This is a genomic window from Xanthomonas sp. NCPPB 2632 (assembly GCF_041228075.2).
Lineage (GTDB): Bacteria > Pseudomonadota > Gammaproteobacteria > Xanthomonadales > Rhodanobacteraceae > Luteibacter.
The window spans coordinates 4,565,940-4,581,423 of the sequence record NZ_CM192979.1 but is presented as its reverse complement, the minus strand read 5'-3'; the positions used below and the strand labels follow the sequence as shown (position 1 = coordinate 4,581,423).

The 15,484-nt window shown below is 67.7% G+C and carries 11 protein-coding genes; 3 read left to right on the top strand and 8 right to left on the bottom strand.

What is annotated here, in order from left to right; genetic code table 11:
* Positions 1-50: 50 nt before the first annotated feature.
* The 5 genes from AB8808_RS19770 to pepN all read right to left on the bottom strand — a co-directional run bounded on the left by AB8808_RS19770 (position 51) and on the right by pepN (position 10,291).
* Positions 51-1,868 (bottom strand): autotransporter domain-containing protein, encoded by a 1,818-nt coding sequence (locus AB8808_RS19770; RefSeq protein WP_369931218.1) that lies wholly within the window; start codon positions 1,866-1,868, stop codon positions 51-53.
* Between the two features lie 144 nt (positions 1,869-2,012).
* Entirely contained in the window at positions 2,013-4,352 is a 2,340-nt protein-coding gene (locus tag AB8808_RS19765; RefSeq protein ID WP_369931217.1) for a Tex family protein, read from the bottom strand.
* A gap of 104 nt (positions 4,353-4,456) precedes the next feature.
* A complete protein-coding gene (locus AB8808_RS19760) occupies positions 4,457-5,212 on the bottom strand; it encodes an RDD family protein (protein ID WP_369931216.1) in 756 nt (251 codons plus the stop codon).
* A 59-nt stretch (positions 5,213-5,271) separates the two neighbouring features.
* A complete protein-coding gene (gene mnmG / locus AB8808_RS19755; RefSeq protein WP_369931215.1) occupies positions 5,272-7,146 on the bottom strand; it encodes a tRNA uridine-5-carboxymethylaminomethyl(34) synthesis enzyme MnmG in 1,875 nt (624 codons plus the stop codon).
* Between the two features lie 496 nt (positions 7,147-7,642).
* Positions 7,643-10,291, bottom strand: a complete 2,649-nt coding sequence (gene pepN / locus AB8808_RS19750) for an aminopeptidase N (protein WP_369931214.1) — start codon at positions 10,289-10,291, stop codon at positions 7,643-7,645.
* Between the two features lie 73 nt (positions 10,292-10,364).
* On the opposite strand from pepN, the gene AB8808_RS19745 reads away from it, so the two are divergent.
* From AB8808_RS19745 to AB8808_RS19735, 3 genes are all read left to right on the top strand, one after another.
* A complete protein-coding gene (locus tag AB8808_RS19745; protein WP_369931212.1) occupies positions 10,365-11,369 on the top strand; it encodes an aldose 1-epimerase in 1,005 nt (334 codons plus the stop codon).
* Positions 11,366-12,310: a threonine ammonia-lyase gene (locus AB8808_RS19740; RefSeq protein WP_369931211.1), complete on the top strand. Its 945-nt coding sequence runs from the start codon at positions 11,366-11,368 to the stop codon at positions 12,308-12,310. Before AB8808_RS19745 ends, AB8808_RS19740 begins: the two co-directional genes overlap by 4 nt.
* A 178-nt stretch (positions 12,311-12,488) precedes the next feature.
* Positions 12,489-13,037 carry a DNA-3-methyladenine glycosylase I gene (locus tag AB8808_RS19735; RefSeq protein WP_369931210.1) on the top strand — a complete coding sequence of 183 codons (549 nt, stop codon included), beginning with the start codon at positions 12,489-12,491 and terminating at the stop codon, positions 13,035-13,037.
* A 37-nt stretch (positions 13,038-13,074) separates the two neighbouring features.
* Here AB8808_RS19735 and bioC read toward each other — a convergent pair whose 3' ends face one another.
* Genes bioC through AB8808_RS19720 form a run of 3 tightly spaced genes read right to left on the bottom strand, consistent with a single transcriptional unit; the run spans position 13,075 to position 15,472 of the window.
* Positions 13,075-13,962: a malonyl-ACP O-methyltransferase BioC gene (gene bioC, locus AB8808_RS19730; RefSeq protein WP_369931209.1), complete on the bottom strand. Its 888-nt coding sequence runs from the start codon at positions 13,960-13,962 to the stop codon at positions 13,075-13,077.
* Complete coding sequence (gene bioH / locus AB8808_RS19725) at positions 13,959-14,681, bottom strand: pimeloyl-ACP methyl ester esterase BioH (RefSeq protein ID WP_506193279.1); 723 nt, start codon at positions 14,679-14,681, stop codon at positions 13,959-13,961. The genes bioC and bioH overlap by 4 nt, the downstream gene beginning before the upstream one ends.
* 47 nt (positions 14,682-14,728) lie before the next feature.
* Positions 14,729-15,472 carry a sulfurtransferase gene (locus tag AB8808_RS19720; RefSeq protein ID WP_369931207.1) on the bottom strand — a complete coding sequence of 248 codons (744 nt, stop codon included), beginning with the start codon at positions 15,470-15,472 and terminating at the stop codon, positions 14,729-14,731.
* Positions 15,473-15,484: the final 12 nt, after the last annotated feature.

Here is a 15,484-nt window from a genome sequence, read left to right as displayed (position 1 = left end):
TATAAAAAAACGCCGGCTCGAATTAGCCGGCGTTTTTTATATGAGGCCGCTCAGAACGCCATCTTCAGCCCAAGGTTAAGGCTGTTGTAACGCTGCGTATCGTCGGCGAAGCGGCCGCTGTAGCTGGCCCAGCCGCTCCAGCGCTGGCTGAAGTCGGCGCTGACGCCCAGATCGGCGGTTGCCCAGGTCTTGTCCGGGGTGAAGCCCTGGACGTCGAACCGGCCGGCCATGCTGTTGAGTCCGGCCGACACGAAGCGAGCGTCGGCGCGGCCGTCGTGGTTGTAGGCCACTTCGGCGAACGGATGCAGCAGGGTGGCACCGGCCTGCCAGGAGCCCTGCAGGCGCCAGCCGGCGGTTTCGATGCGGGCGTTGCGGGTCTGGCGGCCGAAGGTCATCGCCGTGCTGCTGTCGCTGCGCTCGGTGTAACCGAACACGCGCAGCTGCTCCCATTCCACGCTCACGAACGGACCGGTCTTCAGCGTGTCGCTGCCGAACCACCAACCGCCCTGCAGGCCTGCGCCCACGTGGGAGCCGTCGGTCTTGCCGGTCTCGGTGCGACGAGCTGCGCCGAGGTCGATGCGACGATCGATATCGGTGAAGCTCAGCTGGCCGAAGCTGACGAACGCGCCGCCGTAGCCGCCGCCCTGGTGGTAGAACGCGTAGCCGGAACCGGCCACGTCCTGCATCTTGTAGCCGCCGCCACCCTGGAAGTCGGCGTTGTTCTGCGACAGGCCCAGCGCGACACCGACCGACACGTTGTCGTTGACGCGGGCATCCGCGCCCACGGTCAGGTTGACGTTGTCGCTGTCGGTCTTGGGCGAGGTGTCGGTCGACTTGAACTTCTGCTGGCCGTAATCCACCGCGGCGAACACGCGCGATTCCGCGCCGAAGTTGTCGGCCATCATCTGGCCACGCAGGGCGCGGACATGGGCCGCGTTGGACGCGAGACCGGCTTCACCGAGCAGCGAGATCTTCTGCGGCGCGCTGATGATCGACACGGCGTACTGGCCGAGGATCGCGTGGGCGGCCGTGGTCGGATGGATGCCGTCGGCGAACAGGTACGTGGACGCCGCATTCGGGTCGCGCAGCGTGGCGGGCGTGCAGGTCAGCGACGAGGCCGTGGTGCAGGCCGGCACGGTGACGTTGGTGAAGCCGTAGGCGCTGGGGTTGGCGATGACCTCGTTGAGGATCGCGTAGGCGTTGACCGGCACGATACCGCGACCGGCCTGGGTAAGGCCACCGGACAGGACGCCGTTGTAGACCTGGGCCAGCTGCGAGATCTGGCCGGCTGCCGTGGCACCCTGGGAGAGGGCGGCCGGGGTCTTGCCCACATCGGGCAGGTTGAAGACGACGATGGTCTTCGCGCCGGCGGCCTGCAGGGCCTTGATCTGGCCGACTTCGTTGGTGGCCGCGGTGGCGACGACGACCTGGGCCGTGGCCGGGTTGGCCGTGGCGGCGAGCAGGTCGTTCGCGCCGATCCACATCGTGTAGAGCGCGTTCGGGTCGGCCTTGCCACCGGTGGAGGCGAGGTAGGTCTGGATCTGCGTCGAGGTCGGCGGCACGGTCAGCGGCGTGCCCGTGACGGGGTTCACCGTGGCGGCGCGCGCATTGCCGTAGGCGTAGTCGGTGCCGCCCTTGAGCGACGGGGTGAGCGTCAGGCCGTAGTTGGCCGCGATGTTCTCCACGGCGACGGTGCCCGGGTTGGTGGTGAAGCGCAGCGCGACCGGCGAGCGAAGCAGCGTGGAGACGTTACCGCTGTCGCTGAGCGAGTCGCCGAAGGACACCACCTGCGTAAAACCGTCGGCGTGTGCCCCGGCACTGGCGAGGAGGGCAGCGCCGATGGCGCCGGCGAGATGACGAATACGCATGTGGAATCACTCCGTGTGTGGGGCGTTAGAGAAACGTTACGGTAATCGAAGCCATACGCGAGCGCATGCTGCGCCGCGGTAGGGGCTTGCGTATGGGTTGTCCCTGAGTCGCGCGCCTCCGAAGAGGCGCGCGCGTATGTTGCGTTATTTCTTAAGGGCGCGCGACAGCGCATCGGCAAAAATGCTGTTGGCGGGCGCGGCGGAGGGCTTGGGCGGTGCCGCGTTGCGGTTGCCGCCGCCCTGTCCGCCACGGCGGTTACCGCCGGTGCCGGCCGTGTCGTCACGTGCCCCCGGGCGGCCGCCGCGGGCTTCGCCCGGTACGTCGTCCAGGCGCATGCTCAGGGCGATACGTTTACGCGGCAGGTCCACTTCCATCACCTTCACCTTCACCACGTCGCCGGCTTTCACGGCATCGCGCGGGTCCTTGACGAAGGTGTGCGACAGGGCGGACACATGGACCAGGCCGTCCTGGTGCACGCCGATGTCCACGAACGCACCGAAGGCCGCCACGTTGGTGACGCGCCCCTCGAGCACCATGCCGACGGCCAGGTCTTTCAGGTCTTCGACGCCTTCGGCGAAGCTGGGCGCGACGAACTCGGGGCGCGGATCGCGGCCGGGTTTTTCCAGCTCTTTCAGGATGTCACGCACGGTCGGCACGCCGAACGTCGCATCCGTGAAATCTTCCGCCTTGAGGTTGCGCAGGAATGACGTGTCACCGATGACCTGCTTCACTTCGCGGCCGCACTGCTTGAGGATGCGCTCGACGACCGGGTAGGCCTCGGGATGCACCGAGCTGGCGTCCAGCGGGTTGCTGCCGCCACTGATACGCAGGAAGCCGGCACACTGCTCGAATGCCTTGTCGCCCAGGCGCGGCACCTTGAGCAGGTCCTTGCGGCTGGGGAACGGGCCGTTCGCGTCGCGGTGCTTCACCACGTTCTCGGCCACGCTGCCGGACAGGCCCGCCACGCGCGCCAGCAGCGGCGCGGAAGCCGTGTTCACGTCCACGCCCACGGCGTTCACGCAGTCCTCCACGCGCGCGTCCAGGGCACGGGCCAGCTTCACCTGGTTCACATCGTGCTGGTACTGGCCCACGCCGATGGCCTTGGGCTCGATCTTCACCAGCTCGGCCAGGGGATCCTGCAGGCGGCGGGCGATGGACACGGCGCCGCGGATGGAGACATCCACGTCCGGGAATTCCTTCGACGCGAGCTCGGATGCCGAATACACCGAGGCCCCCGCTTCGCTGACCACCACCTTGGACAGGTTGAGGTCGGCATGCTTGCGCATCACTTCGGCGGCCAGCTTGTCGGTCTCGCGTGAGGCGGTGCCGTTGCCGATGGCGATCAGGTTGACGCCGTGCTGCTTGCTCAGCTGCGCGATGCGGGCGATGGACTGGTCCCACTGGTTGCGCGGCTCGTGCGGGTAGATGGTGTCGTAGGCCACCAGCTTGCCCGTGGCGTCCACGATGGCCAACTTGCAGCCGGTGCGGATGCCCGGATCCAGGCCCATGACCGTCTTCGCGCCGGCCGGGGCCGCAAGCAGCAGGTCTTTCAGGTTGTCGCCGAACACGCGGATCGCTTCGTCCTCGGCGCCTTCGCGCACGCGGCCGAACAGGTCCAGCGTCAGGTGCAGGTGCAGCTTCACGCGCCAGGTGAGGCGCACGGTCTCGCGCAGCCAGGCATCGGCGGCGCGGCCCTTGTTGACGATGCCCGCGCGTGCCGCCACGCGGCCTTCGCCCTCGGCATGGCCCTGGTCGGCGTCCACTCCCGGCTGGAGGTCTATTTCCAGCACCCCTTCATTGCGTGCGCGCATCAGCGCGAGCAGGCGGTGCGACGGAATGCGCGAGACGGCTTCGGTATGGTCGAAGTAGTCGCGGAACTTGGCGCCCTCGTTTTCCTTGCCGGCCACCACGACGGCACGGATCTGGCCTTTTTCCCACAGCCAGTCGCGGAGTTCGCCGACCAGTGTGGCGTCCTCGGCGATGCTTTCCATCAGGATGGCCCGCGCGCCGTCGAGCGCGGCCTTGACGTCGGCGATGCCCTTGTCGGCATCGACGAAGCCGGCGGCGACGGTTTCGGGCTGCTGCGTGGGATCGTCGCGCAGGCCGAGCGCCAGCGGTTCCAGGCCGGCTTCGCGTGCGATCTGGGCCTTGGTGCGTCGCTTGGGCTTGTACGGAAGGTAGAGATCCTCCAGGCGCGCCTTGGTATCGGCGCCCAGGATGTCGGCCTTCAGGGCGTCGGTCATTTTGCCCTGCTCGACGATGCTGTCCAGGATCGCCGCGCGGCGGTCTTCCAGCTCACGCAGGTAGCGCAGGCGCTCTTCGAGGAGGCGCAGCTGGATGTCGTCGAGCCCGCCGGTGACTTCCTTGCGGTAGCGGGCGATGAACGGCACCGTGGCGCCGCCGTCGAGGAGCTCCACCGCCGCGCGCACCTGTTCGGGCTTCGCGGCGATGTCCTGGGCAATACGTTGTTCGATGCTCTGCATGGCTTTCCTGTGCTTTGCTCAGCCGGCCGGAACGTCGGACCGGGCCGCCGATGATAGCAAGCACGGGGAGCCACCCGGCCGTGGGGCCGGGCGGGGCAGCCGGGTCAGGCGTCGAAGCTGCCGCCGACACCGCCGCGCGGGGCCGGGCGCTGCTGCCTGCCCACGCGGCCCATGACCACGTAGGTGCTGGCGAGCAGGTCGTGCACACCCTGCTTGCGCTGGGTAAAGGCCACTGTGACGTAGAACACCATCGGCACCAGCAGGGTCACCGCGTTCAACAAACGCACGGCGTTGCGCGCGGCGGCGCGGCCCAGGGTCAGCCGTTGGCCGGTGGTATCGGTGACGTGGATGCCGCAGGCCAGCTTGCCGGGCGTGGCCTGCCATTTCGAGCTCTCGAACAGCACGTAGTAGGCGAAACCCACCACCAGCAGCACGTAGGAGATCGGCCGCATGGCTTCGACATAGGCGGTAATGGCCGCCGCCTGGTCGTGCTCCATCCGGGCGAACGTGCTGGTGATGACGTCGCTCATGCCCATCATGATGCTGATGAAGGTGAACGGCACCATCAGCACGATGTAGTCGATCACCCACGCGCCCAGCCGCAGCCAGAAACCGGTGTGCTCGGGCTCCACGGCGGCATCGTTGATGCCGAGGAAGGGCGGCGGCGGAGGCAGCACCGCGCCCGGCGCGACGGCGGGGCGCTCATCGGGGAAGAGCTCGCCGAGGGGGCGCCAGTCGGTCATGCCTTCGTGCCAGCCGAGTTCGTCAGGGCGGCAGGTGCCATCCCTCAGCCACTGACGGACTTCGTCGTCCGTGTAAGGTCCGAACCGCTCGCCGTTACGTCCGATCCACACTTGCATGCTGTGCTCATCCCGCCTTTGCTGTCGGGACGATGATGCCAGATGGATGCCCCGGCAGGTCAGGCCGCGCGGCGTTTGAGGTGAACCAGCAGCAGCGAAATGGCCGCGGGCGTCACGCCGCTGATGCGTGAGGCCTGGCCGATGGTGGCGGGAAGCGCACGCTTCAGCTTGAGCAGCACCTCGGCCGACAGGCCCCGGACGCGATCGTAGTCGAAGCTCTCGGGGATGCTCGTGGATTCCTGCCGGCGCTGGCGTTCGATGTCCTCGCGCTGGCGCTCCAGATAGCCGGCGTATTTCGCCTGCACCTCGACTTGCAGCGCCACTTCGGCATCGTCCACGGGCGGACCCAGTTCGGGCACGCCGGTCAGCAATGCGTAGTTCAGTTCGGGGCGGCGCAGCAGATCCAGGGCATGTGTCTCGCGGCTGACGGCAATGCCCAGCGAACGCTGCACGGCGGCACCGAGCGCGTTGGCGGGCGCCGCCCACAGGCCGCGCAGGCGAGCGGTCTCGCGCTCGGCCGCATCGCGTTTGGCCTCGAAGCGGCGGAACCGATCCTCCGGCACCACGCCCTTGGCGTAACCATGGGCGGTGAGGCGAAGGTCGGCGTTGTCCTCGCGCAGGTGCAGGCGGTACTCGGCCCGCGACGTGAACATGCGATAGGGCTCGATGGTGCCGTTGGTGGTCAGGTCGTCGATCAGCACGCCCATGTAGGCTTCGTCGCGACGCGGGTACCAGGGAGCCTCGCCGCGCACGATCAGCGCGGCGTTCATGCCGGCGATCAGGCCCTGGGCGCCCGCTTCCTCGTAACCGGTGGTGCCGTTGATCTGGCCGGCGAACCACAGGCCCGGAATGGCCTTGGTTTCCAGCCAGGGATGCAGGCCTCGCGGATCGAAATAGTCGTATTCGATGGCGTAGCCGGGGCGCGTGATATGCGCGTTGGCGAAGCCGGGGATCGAACGCACCAGGGCGTACTGCACGTCGAACGGCAGCGAGGTGGAAATGCCGTTGGGATAGATCTCGCAGGTATCCAGTCCTTCCGGCTCGACGAAGATCTGGTGGGAGGTCTTGTCGGCGAAGCGAACCACCTTGTCCTCGATCGAAGGGCAATAGCGTGGACCGACGCCTTCGATCTGCCCGCTGTACAGCGGCGAGCGATCCAGTGACCCGCGAATCAGTTCGTGTGTCGCTTCGGTGGTATGCGTGATCCAGCAGCTGACCTGCCGCGGATGCTCCGCGGCCGAGCCCATGTAGGAGAAGTGCGGCATGGGCTGGTCGCCCGGCTGCTCCGCCAGCAGCGAGAAATCGATGCTTCGGCTGTCGATGCGCGGCGGCGTGCCGGTCTTCAGGCGGTCGGCGGCGACGGGCAGTTCGCGTAGTTTCGCGGCCAGCGTGGAGGCCGGCGGATCGCCTGCGCGCCCGCCCGCGTACTGCGCGCTGCCGATGTGGATCTTGCCGGCGAGGAAGGTGCCTGCCGTGAGCACGACGGCGGGCGCATGGAAGTCCAGCCCCATCTGCGTGCGCACACCGGCCACGCGACCGTCGACGAGAATCAGGTCGTCCACCGCCTGCTGGAACAGCGACAGGTTGGGCTGCGTCTCCACCATCGAGCGGATCGCGGCGCGGTAAAGCGTGCGATCGGCCTGGCAGCGCGTGGCACGCACCGCCGGGCCTTTCGACGCGTTGAGGGTGCGCCACTGGATGCCGGCGCGATCCGCGGCGCGGCCCATGGCGCCACCCAGGGCGTCGATCTCCTTGACCAGATGGCCCTTGCCGATGCCGCCGATCGCCGGGTTGCAGCTCATCTGGCCGATGGTTTCGATCGAGTGGCTGAGCAGGAGCGTGCGAGCGCCGGCGCGCGCGGCGGCCAGCGCGGCTTCGGTACCGGCGTGTCCGCCACCGACCACGATGACGTCATAGGTTTCTGAATGCAGCATGGGAAGGTTTCGGGCGGGACGTGCCGTGATTTTACGCCGAGTGGAGCCGCCGCGCCGGCCGGCACGTCAGCTTCGCTCGGTGGGTTTGGCACGCCTCGTGCTTCCTCACTTTTGCACTTCAACCAGGCAGACGCTGCGCGATCAGACGCGCGCCGAGACCGAACGCAGGGGTTTGGTCGCGTGCTGGTAGAAGGAAGCGGGATGTGGGCAAGGATGCCTCATTCGGTTCGAATGAGATCTGGCGCCCGGCGGTCTCAGGAACAGGGGGAATCCAGGATGACCGTGCTGCCGGGCGCCAGAAACCTTATGACTGGCACGAAGGCCGTAGCTGACCGCTGCGGCTTTCTTCGTTGTAGGCGAATCTACACCGTTAACATGCCCCGGGTGTGATTTTTTTGTCAAAGTTGCGCTCTAATTCGGCAGTGAGTGACGCAGTGCGTCAGTCTTGTACCCTCACTGTCGCAGGTTGTGACGCAGATCACGCTTTCGCCGTCGCCTAGCCCATCGCAATGCGGGCGAGGATATCCGTCAGATCCCTGGACAGGTCCTTGCGCGCCGCCAGGTCGGCAATCACCGCATGGGCGGCCTCCCGCCGCACCGGCTCCAGTCGCTTCCAGCCGTTGAATGCCGTGGCCACCCGTGCTGCTACCTGCGGGTTCAGGGCATCGATCGCTACCAGCCGGTCACCCAGCCAACGGTAGGCCGCGCCGTCGGCACGATGGAAGCCCGAGGAGTTGGCCCGCGCAAACGTTCCGATCAGCGACTGCACCCGGTTCGGGTTCTTCAGCGTGAACGCCGCATCGTGCTCGACGGACTGCACGCGCGCGAATGCGCCGTCCCCCGGCAGCTGGGCCTGCGCCGCGAACCACTTGTCCAGTGCCAGCGCATTGCCCGCGTAGCGCTGACGGAAGTGGGCAAGGGCGGGCTCCGCCGCGACAGGGTCGAGCGTCGCCAGCGTGGTCAGTGCGGCCAGGCGATCGGTCATGCCCGGTGCCTCGTCGTATTGCGCGCGGGCCAGGCCGGTGGCGGTGGCTGGATCGACCAGCCCCAACAGATCGAGCATGCGACGCTTCAGCTGCCTGCCGGCCTGGGCGGGTGCATCCAGCGCCGCCGTGGTGGCGGCATGCAGCGATCGGTAGCGATCGTGCAGTGCGTCGCGTCCGATGCGGGTAGCCAGCGCGTGCAACATGGCCTGGCGCACCGCGCGGATACGGTCGGGATCGCGTTCGGGCTGGCGCTCCACCAGTTCGATCTCGCCCGGCGGCGTCAGCAGTTCGGCGAGCAGGGCGTCATCCACCGACGCGTCGTGGAACAGGTCGGCAAGCGCCGCCGTCCAGGCGTCGAGCGCCGCGGCGCCTGGCCGGCTGTCGCGGACGTCGTCATACGCCAGCCCTGCAAGCTGCTGGCCGGCTTCCCACCGATTGAAGCCGTCGGCATCGTGGCGCAGCAGCAGCGCCAGCTCGTCGGGCGCGTAGTCGCATTCCAGGATCACCGGCGCCGAGAAACCACGCAGCAGCGAGGGCACGGGAGGCGCGTCGATGTCCTCGAAGATGAACACCTGTTCCGGACCGGCCAGCACCATCGTGCGCTCGATGCCGGCCGCCGCCGGCTCGCCGTCGAGGCGCAACGGCAGCGCCGTGCCGTCCCGGGCGAACAGCGACAGCCGCACCGGTATGGGGAGCGGCTGCTTGGTCGGCTGGCCGGGGCCTGCCGGTGTGCGCTGGCGCAGGGTCAACTGGTAGCGCCGCCGTGCCGCGTCGTGCTGCCCTTCGGCGGTCAGGCGTGGCGTGCCCGCCTGGCCGTACCAGGCCAGGTAGGGCGAAAGGTCCGTGTGGTTGGCTTCGCCCAGCGCCGTGAGGAAATCCTCGATCGTGGCGGCCTGACCGTCGTGGCGGTCGAAGTAGAGGTCCATGCCGCGACGGAAGCCGTCGGCGCCGAGGTGGCCGGCCAGCATGCGGACCAGCTCCGAGCCTTTCTCGTACACCGTGGCGGTGTAGAAATTATTGATTTCGCTGTACTGCGAGGGCCGCACCGGGTGCGACAACGGGCCGGCATCTTCCGGGAACTGGGCCCGGCGCAGCAGCGACACGTCCTCGATGCGCTTGAGCGGCGCGGAGTTCATGTCGGCCGAGAAACCCTGCTCGCGGAAGACGGTCAGGCCTTCCTTGAGGCTGAGCTGGAACCAGTCGCGGCAGGTGACCCGGTTGCCGCTCCAGTTGTGGAAATACTCGTGGGCCACCACGGCCTCGACATGGCGATATTCGTCGTCCGTGCTCGAGTCGGCGTCGGCCAGCAGGTATTTCGCGTTGAAGATGTTGAGGCCCTTGTTCTCCATCGCACCCATGTTGAAATCGTGCGTGGCGACGACGTGGAAGACGTCAAGGTCGTAGTTGCGCCCGTAGGTGCGCTCGTCCCACTGCATGCAGCGGATCAAAGAATCCATGGCGTAGTCGCAGCGATCGATGACATCGGCCTCCGCCCAGATGTGCAGCGCCACCGCACGGCCTTCCGCCGTGGTGTAGTCGTGGCTGATGCGTTCCAGGTGGCCCGCGACCAGGGCGAACAGGTAGCTGGGCTTCGGGTGCGGATCGACGAAGCGCGCCCAGTGGCGGCCATCGGGCAGGTCGCCCGACCCGTCGGGATTGCCGCCGGCGAGCAGAACCGGGAAACGCGCCTTGTCGGCACGCAATTCCACCGTGAAGGTGGAAAGGACATCGGGACGATCGGGGAAGAAGGTGATATGCCGGAACCCTTCCGCCTCGCACTGGGTCAGCAGGAAGCCCTTCTCGCGGCTGCCCGAAAGGTACAACCCTTCGAACGCCGTGTTCTCCGCCGGGCGCACGGCCACGCGCGTGCCGATCGTGCAATGGTCTGCCTGGACGGGCACCTCCAGCACGCCGTGGGCCAGCGTGTACTCACCCTCGTGGAGTACACGGCCGTCCACCGACACTTCCAGGAGTTCCACGCCCTCGCCATCCAGCCGCACGGGCTCGGCGGCGCGGCGGCGCAGCACGAGCGTGGCCGTCACTTCGCTGCGGTCGATACCCAGGTCGAAACAAAGTGCGGTGTGTTCGACCGACCAGGCAGGGGGCCGGTAATCGGCGAGGCGGATGGGGGTGGTGGGGGCGTCCAGGCGATCGCTCATGGCAGGGCACACACATATTCTGGTCAGACAGGCAGGCTAACATGCGGCCAGATCCCCCAAAAGGAAGCCTGCCATGCCCCGTTTCACCGTGACGCGCTCCACCCTCGGCGCCCAGGAGCTGATCGTGCTGGTCGATGCCGACGCGGATCGCGAGATCCGCATCGCGCGTCGGGGCGCGACCGTGCTCTCGATCGACACGCGTGCCGGCAACGCGCATCGCAACATCGCCGACGGCTTCCGTGACGAAGCCGAACTGGTCGGACACAAGGGCTCGCGCTTCGCGATCATGACGCCGTTCGCCAACCGCATCGACGACTCGCGTTACACGTTCGAAGGCACCCCCTACGATCTGCAGCCGGGCGTGACGGGTGCGGACCGCGCTGCCCGCCACGGCTTCCTTCGCGGCGTACTGTTCGACGTGCAGCGGGAGGGTGGCGATGACGACCGCGCCTCGGTCACCCTGGGCACGCAGGTCATTCGCCCGGGCCTGCAACCCGGTTATCCGTTCTCGCTGGATTTCACCGTCACCTTCACGCTCGACGAGCATGGCCTCGGCGTCGAAGCGCACACGCGGAACGTCGGCGACGCCACCGCACCCACCTTCTTCGGCTGGCATCCGTACTTCCGGCTGTCGGATAACCCCATCGAGACCTGGGAGTTGCATGTCCCGGCCGAGCAGATCATCGCCACCGATGAGGGTTTCATCCCCCTTCCGGGGACACGAGCCTGGCAGGCGATGGACAAGGCCGATCGCAGCCTGGATTTCCGTCAGGCGCGCCCGATCGGCCACGCCGAGTTGAACCACACGTATGCCGACCTGCAACGGGATACCGATGGCCGTTCGCGCACACGCCTGCGCGACCCCGCGACGGGCGCGTGCATCGCGGTATGGCAGGAGCGTGGCGTCATGTTGGTCTTCACCGCCGATACGGCCGAACGCGATGCGCGCAAGTCCGTGGCGCTCGAGCCGATGGAGTGCATGCCCAACGCGTTCAACCGTGACGATTGCACGCCACTGATCACGCTGGCGCCGGGCGAAGAACGCCGCTTCGCCTGTGGCGTGGAGTTCGTGGCGTGAGACCGCCATCGTTCGCCGACGTGCGCGACGCGGCCGCACGCATCGCGCCGCATGCGCTGGTCACCCCCGTGCTGCGCAGCGACCGGCTGGACGCCTTGCTCGGTGCGTCGGTGGTCTTCAAGTGCGAGAACCTGCAACGCGGCGGTGCGTTCAAGTTTCGTGGTGCGACCAACGCCGTGTGGTCCCTGACCGACGAGGAAGCGGCGCGAGGCGTGGTGACGCACTCGTCGGGCAACCACGGCAACGCGTTGGCCATGGCGGCGCGCACGCGCGGCATCGCGGCCCACGTCGTGGTGCCCGAGGGCGCCGTGCGGGCAAAGGTCGAGGCCATCCGCATGGCCGGCGCCACCCTCCATCGATGCGCACCCGGCACCGCGGCGCGGGAACGGATGACGGCCGACCTGCAGGCGGAGACCGGCGCAACCCTCGTGCATCCCTATGCCGATACGCGCGTGATGGCGGGGCAGGGCACGCTCGTGCCCGAGCTGCTTCGCCAGGCGCCGGGTGTGGATACCGTGATCTTCCCTGTCGGTGGCGGTGGGCTTGCCGCCGGGTGTTCCGTCGCCGCGCATGCGATCGACCCACGCATCGTGCTCTTCGGTGCCGAGCCCGAAGGCGCGGACGACACGGCACGTTCGCTGGAAACAGGATGCCGGGCCGATCCGTTCACGGCGGACACCGTGTGTGATGGACTGCGCACGCTCGTCGGTGAGCCCAATCTGGAGGTGTTGCGCGCCCACGGGGTCAATGTGCTTCGCGTCAGCGATGCCGAGGCCGTGGCTGCGATGAAGCTGCTGTGGGCGGAGCTGCGCCTGGTGGTCGAAGTGTCCAGCGCGACGGTGTTCGCCGCGATGCTACGCCATCGGAAGCGTTTTGCCGGGCGCCACATCGGCGCGGTGCTCAGTGGCGGCAACGTCGATCTGGATGCGTTGCCCTGGTAAACCCGCGTATCCGCCCGTGACGCCGACACGCTGACGGAAACGCCCCGTGTCCTCCTAGGCAGCCGACGGAAGCTACGCCGCTGTCTTTCGCACAGCGGGTGACAGGCGGGGCGGACATCGGCCGGCCCGTTCGTCTTCGTATGCTGGCGCTTCGTCCGGAGAAGCGTGAGGTGGGGCCATGCGGTGCGACTGGGCCGAGCGAAGCGATGTCGAGCGGGAGTATCACGACACCGAGTGGGGCATCCCCTTGCATGACGACAGTCGCCTTTTCGAGCGGTTGACCCTGCATGGCGCGCAGGCAGGGTTGGGTCTTCGACTGGTACTGAGCAAGCGCGAACATTACCGGCGCGTGTTCCATGGCTTCGACATTGCCCGCGTCGCCGCGATGAACGACACCGAGATGGCTGCCGTCGTGGCGGACCGCGGTGTCATCCGGCACCGCCTCAAGCTGGCCTCGGTTCGCGGCAACGCACGGGCCAGCGTGCGGATCATCGAGGAAAGTGGTTCGCTGTGCGCCTACCTATGGGCCTTCGTCGGCGGCGTGCCCAGCGTCAATGCGTGGCATCGCTTTCACGACGTGCCGGTACGCAGCGAGGCCTCGGACCGGATGAGCGCCGCGTTGCGCGAACGCGGCTTCCGTTTTGCGGGCACGGCGATCTGCTACTCGCTCATGCAGTCCGCCGGACTGGTCAACGATCATCTGGTCCACTGCCCGCGCTATCGCTGATTCCGTCCCATGGCGCCGTGTTCGACGCCCTTTTCGTTCAGAACGGCGTCTTTCGGCGGGAGCCACGCAGGTTGTCGATGGGGAAGCTGGCGATCTCGCCACTGCCTTCGCGCCGCGACTGGCCGGCGGGTGGGCCCCACGCATGGGCGGTCACCACTTCCCAGGTGGACGGAATGACGCCGTCGCTGCGCATGCCCTCGTAGGCATCGATCATGCGCCGGTAATGCTGCTTGCCGGTGAGGCCGCGCACGCGATCGGCGTCGGCGTTGTTCGCGCCCAGGCCCTTGAGTTCGTCGAGGACCGCACGCGGCGTCGGATAGGTCAGCGTGTAGCGCTCGGCGAACAGCACCGGGTCTTTCAGGCCCTGCGCGAGCATCGCGTCGCCGACATCGTGCATGTCGAGGAAGCGGGCGACGTGGGCATGCTGGTCCGCCGCCGCCCAGGCGGCGCGCAGTTCGCTCAGGGTATCGGGCCCGAAGGTGGAGAACGTAAGCAGGCCGCCGGGCTTCAACACGCGCGCGCACTCGGCGAACAGCCGCGACAGGTCCTCGCACCACTGGAAACAGAGGTTGGAAAACAGGATGTCGACGCTGTGGTCCGGCACGGGCAGGGTATACGCATCGGCGACCACGCGGCCGAAGGGCTTCAACCAGCCCGTGTGCTGGCGCGCCTGTTTCAGCATCGGCAGCGCCAGGTCGATGGCAATCACCTGCGCCTTCGGATAGCGCTTCTTCAGGGCGGCGCTGCCGCGGCCGGTGCCCGCGCCGACATCGAGCACGATGTTCGGCGTTGCTTCGTACATCTCCAACCGGTCGACCAGGGTGGCCTGCACTTCGCGCTGCAGGGCATCGTGTTTTTCGTAGGTGCCGGCAGCACGGCCGAAGTTGCGGCGCACCTGGCGTCGATCGAAATGGAAGTCGCTCATGGATTCGCGTCGGTGAAGTGCGTGAGGGCATCCGCCACGGCGGCGGCATGACCGATGAAGGGGGCATGCCCCGCGTGGGCGATCTCGATGAACTGGCCACCGGCGACTTCCGCGCACCAGCGCATGGCCTCGGGGTGCACGATGCGGTCGCGGCGGCCGGCGATCCACAGGCTGGGCGGCACCATGTCGGGCAAGCGTGCTCGCAGGTCGGTGGCCTCGAGCACGCGCAGGCCTTCGCCAAGGACGCGTGGGTCGGGTTCCCCCCGCGAGAAGGCTTCGTCCTTGAGGCGCCGAGCTTCCGCCTTCGGGTCCGGACTACCCATGGCTTCCAGGGCGATGAAGCGTTCGACCGTCGCGCGGTAATCGGCATCCAGGTCCGTGGCGAGTTTCCGGACCATGCCGGCATCGTTGCCGTACGGCCAGTCGTCCGCGCGCACGAAACACGGTGCCGAGCACATCGGCACCACGGCGCTCACCTGTTCAGGCAACTCCAGGGCCGCGGTGACGGCGACCAGGCCGCCCAGCGACCAGCCCAGCCAGGTGGCCGGCGGCGTGGCCTCGGCGATGGCACGTGCGCACGCCAGCGGTTGCAGTGGGATGTCGGCGTCGCGGGAGTAGCCGTGGCCGGGAAGGTCCACGATATACATCGTGAAGCGATCTTCCAGTGCCTCGGCAAGGGGGGCCATGATGCCGCCGTGCATGGCCCAGCCGTGGATCATCACCAGGGGCGTGGGGCCGCTGCCGCGGGTCTCGATATGCAGGCCGGTCACGCCGGGGTGCTCGGTGCCAGGGTCGGGTCCACCGCGCCGCGGTCGTCGAACACGAAGCAGTCGCCACGCCAGTGGGCGCCACCGACCTTCTCGAAATAATTCAGGATGCCGCCTTCCAGCTGGTACACATGCTCGATGCCGATGCCGGCCATGTGGATCGCGGCTTTCTCGCAGCGGATGCCGCCGGTGCAGAAGGACACCACCGTCTTGCCTTCGAAGCGGGCGCGATCCGCGGCCACGGCCTCGGGGAAGGCGGTAAAGCTGGCGATACCGTAGTCGATCGTGTTCTCGAACGTGCCCGCCGCCACTTCGTAGTCGTTGCGCGTATCCAGCAGCAGCACGTCGCGTCCATCGTCGTCATGGCCCTGGTCGAGCCAGCGGCGCAGGTCGGCGGGCATGACGTGCGGCGCCCGCCCGGCTTCGGGACGGATGGCCGGCGTGCGCATGGTGATGATTTCCTTCTTCAGGCGCACGCGCATGCGGCTGAAAGGCAGGGCGTCGGAAAGGCTTTCCTTCGGCACGATGTCCGCGAAGCGGGTGTCTTCGCGCAACCACGCGAGGAAGCGGTCGATGGCGTCGCGCGGTGCGGCCAGGAACAGGTTGATACCTTCCGGCGCCAGCAGGATCGTTCCCTTCAGCGCGAGCGCGTCGCAGCGTTCGATGAAGCGCGCGCGCAACGCCGCCGTATCGTCGAGGGCGACGAACTTGTAGGCGGAGATATTGAGGATCGACATGGGCATGGCAGGGGACGT

What these genes read in the sequence shown, in the direction of transcription:
- AB8808_RS19770 (WP_369931218.1), bottom strand. Translation starts at nt 1,868, where the DNA reads ATGCGTATTCGTCATCTCGCCGGCGCCATCGGCGCTGCCCTCCTCGCC.
- AB8808_RS19765 (WP_369931217.1), bottom strand. Translation starts at nt 4,352, where the DNA reads ATGCAGAGCATCGAACAACGTATTGCCCAGGACATCGCCGCGAAGCCC.
- AB8808_RS19760 (WP_369931216.1), bottom strand. Translation starts at nt 5,212, where the DNA reads ATGCAAGTGTGGATCGGACGTAACGGCGAGCGGTTCGGACCTTACACG.
- mnmG (WP_369931215.1), bottom strand. Translation starts at nt 7,146, where the DNA reads ATGCTGCATTCAGAAACCTATGACGTCATCGTGGTCGGTGGCGGACAC.
- pepN (WP_369931214.1), bottom strand. Translation starts at nt 10,291, where the DNA reads ATGAGCGATCGCCTGGACGCCCCCACCACCCCCATCCGCCTCGCCGAT.
- AB8808_RS19745 (WP_369931212.1), top strand. Translation starts at nt 10,365, where the DNA reads ATGCCCCGTTTCACCGTGACGCGCTCCACCCTCGGCGCCCAGGAGCTG.
- AB8808_RS19735 (WP_369931210.1), top strand. Translation starts at nt 12,489, where the DNA reads ATGCGGTGCGACTGGGCCGAGCGAAGCGATGTCGAGCGGGAGTATCAC.
- bioC (WP_369931209.1), bottom strand. Translation starts at nt 13,962, where the DNA reads ATGAGCGACTTCCATTTCGATCGACGCCAGGTGCGCCGCAACTTCGGC.
- bioH (WP_506193279.1), bottom strand. Translation starts at nt 14,681, where the DNA reads ATGATCCACGGCTGGGCCATGCACGGCGGCATCATGGCCCCCCTTGCC.
- AB8808_RS19720 (WP_369931207.1), bottom strand. Translation starts at nt 15,472, where the DNA reads ATGCCCATGTCGATCCTCAATATCTCCGCCTACAAGTTCGTCGCCCTC.